General features: G+C 64.9%; 1 protein-coding gene. It reads left to right on the forward strand.

Annotated elements, in window-relative coordinates:
• Positions 1 to 269 precede the first annotated feature (269 nt).
• Positions 270 to 3311, forward strand: a 3042-nt coding sequence (locus tag Q8L89_03375; GenBank protein ID MDP1708089.1) for a hypothetical protein, incomplete at its 3' end; no start/stop codon positions are given.

The raw sequence follows: 3311 nt of genomic DNA on the forward strand, positions 1-3311 counted from the left end.
ATAAAATCAAGGGTCAGTTCTTGAGGATTCGGGGTCATGAGGATTCGGGGTCAGGTCTAGCTTTATAGCATCAAGCTGCCGATCCGAAAAATAGGGGATCAGGTCTTGTATTGACCCATTCACCGCAACCACAAACACCAGAAAGCACTCAAACCGAATCGAGTTCCTTGAGCGGCGTCGTCGGTCACGCCAAGCGCTGCGGAGTCTGATTGAGTGCGCCTCTTCGCTGGGCGCTTCTTGAAGTGCCACATTTACCACCAAGTCCCTTCGTGAAAACCCTCTCGCGTCTCGCAGCACTCTTTCTCCTCGCTGTATCGGCCCTCACCCACGCCGCCGTCGACCCCACTGACGGCAGCTACCGCACCTCGGTGGTCGACCTGTCGGTCAATGTCCCCGGCGGGATGGTGTCGTGGTCGCGCAACTACGAGCGCAATGCCTGGCAGTTCACCCCGGCCTGGGCGGCGCTCAAGTTCACCTTCGATGCGGTCGATGGCAGCGTGACGCGGATTGATCGGGCGGGGGACGCCTTTGAAAAGATCGCCGCCGACGGCAGCCTGTTCCGGTTTGACGAGCGCTTGACGATCGCCCGCACGGCGAGTGGGTGGCGCTGGTCGGATCGCGACGGCAACTGGGTCGATTACGCGGTGGACGGTCGCACGCAGCAGTTCGGCAACCGCAGCGGCGACACGGTCAGCCTGAGCTACAGCGGCGAGCAGCTGAGTTCGGTGGCTGACCGCAGCGGCCGCACGGTGCTGAGCCTGACCTGGACCGGTGCGCAGCTGACCCGGGTCAGCGACGACAGCGGCCGCGAGGTCCGCTACGCCTACACCGGGGGACTGTTGACCCAGGTCACCGACGTGCGCGGCATGCGATGGAAGTACGCCTACACCGGCGGCAAGCTGAGCACGCTGACCGACCCGCTGAATCGCGAGACCGTCCTGTCCTTGAGCAACACCGGCCGCACGCGCAGCGTCACCCGCCCCGATGGCAGCGTGGTGCGCTACGCGTTCGAGTACCTCACCGGCCCCAAGCAGTACTACCTCAAGACCACGCGCGAGAACGGCGATCTGCAGGAGGTGACCGAAACCTGGACCGACCGCGAGCGTGAGCTGGTCCGCCGCGATGTCAACGGCGTCACTGTGCTGCGGGTGATCCGCGACGGCCGCAAGCGCATCCACATGGACTACCGCGGTCGCCGCACGACCTACGACTACGACGAGTTTGAGAACCCGACCGGCGTGCTCTACCCCGACGGCACGCGGACCCGCACGACCCATGATCTGGCCACCTCCAACGTGCTGTCCGAGGTGGATGCGCGCGGCACGCTGACCGAGCACCAGTACAACGCCCAGGGCCTGCGCACGCTCAGCATCGAAGCCAAGGGCACCCCGGCCGAGCGTCGCCTGCGCTACGACTACAACGGCGAGGGCCGACTCACCCAGATGACCAGCGAGGCCGACGCCACCACCGCCGCGGCCACCACCACCTACGAGTACGACAGCGCCGGCAATGTCACCAAGATCACCGACGCCGAGGCCGGGGAAACCCGCCTCACAGACTTCGATGCGATGGGCAACGCGCGCACCCGCATCGATGCGCGCAACCAGCAGTGGACGCAGACCTTTGACGCCGCCGGCAACCTGCTGAGCCAGACCGACCCGCTGGGCCACACCACCACCCACGAATACGACGCGGTGGGCAACCGCATCACGACCACGTTTCCGCCCGCCAGCATTGCCGACGCGGCCACCACGCTGACGTATCACTACGACGCCGCCGACCGGCTGATCCGCAGCGTCGATGCGCTGGGCGGCGAGCGGACGACCGCGTACGACCGCGCCGGCAACCGCATCGAGGAAGAAGACGCCTCCGACAAGAAGACCACTTACAGCTACGACCGCTTCAACCGGCTCGCCACGGTCACCGACGGCAACGGCAATGTCACCCGGTATGTCTACCCCGATGCCAACGGCACCCTGGCCCACGCCGGCGACCTGTACCAGCCGATCCGCATCGAGTACCCGACCTTTCAGCGCGAGATGCGCTACGACCTGCGTGATCGGGCGCACGAGCAAACCGAGGTGTACACCAACGCCCAGGGCACCCAGCGCACCACCACCAAGACGCACTTTGACGCGGCAGGCAACGCGATCGAGGTGATCGACGCCGCCAACCGCAGCACCACGCACAGCTTTGATGCGCGCAACCGCCTGCTCAGCACCACCGACGCGCTCAACGGCGTGACCCGCTACAGCTATGACGACCGCGACAACCTGCTGGCCCTGACCGACGCCAACGCCAACACCCACCACTTCACCTATGACCGCCTCAATCGCACCAGGACGGAAAGCCGACCGATGGGCCAGACCCATCGCTACGGCTATGACGCCGCCGGCAACCTGATCGAGAAGATCGACGCCAGAAACCAGAGGGCCGACTACGTCTACGACGCCGCCGGCCGCCGCACCACCATCCGCTACACGCGCGCAGGCGAGGGCAGCCCGCACAAGACGGTGACCTTCACCTACAACGACCGCAACGTGCTGACCGGCTACGACGACGGCATCACCTCGGGTCTCTACACCTACGACCCGCTGCAGCGCAAAATCAGCGAGGCCGTCGACTACGGCGACTTCACCTGGACCTACGGCTACACCTACGCCCCCAACGGCCAGAAGACCAGCTACACGGCGATTGACGGCACCACCTTCAGCTACGGCTACGACGCGGCGAAGAACCTGCAGAGCATCGTGATTCCGAACGAGGGCACCATCGAGTACACCGACTACCGCTGGACCCGGCCGGGCCGGGTCAACTACCCCGGCGGCACGGTGAGAACGCTGACCTACGACGGCCTGCTGCGCAGCGAGACCATCAGGGTCACCAACTCCGCCGCCCAACCGCTGATGGACTACCGCTACACCTACGACGCGGTCGGCAACATCACCCAAAAGCAGACCGAGCACGGCCCGTACCGCTACGAGTACGATCAGGTGGATCGCCTGACCGCCGCCGACTACCCCAACGGCGCGAACAACGACCAGATCAACGATTCGATGGCGCCGAACACGTTCCCGTTTGCCGACGACCGTTACACCTACGACCTGCTGGGCAACCGCCTGACGGATGAGCGCCAGACGCAAGCCTTCCAGTGGCAGTACAACGCCAACAACGAGCTACTGCACTCGGGATTCAACACCTACGAGTACAACCCGAGCGGCAGCACCACGGCGAAGAAGGACCCGATCACCGGCGCACCAATCCAGCGCTATGCCTACAACAGTGAGGAGCGGATGGAGGAAGTGCGGGAC

Source organism: Gammaproteobacteria bacterium, assembly GCA_030680605.1.
GTDB lineage: Bacteria > Pseudomonadota > Gammaproteobacteria > SURF-13 > SURF-13 > JAQBXX01.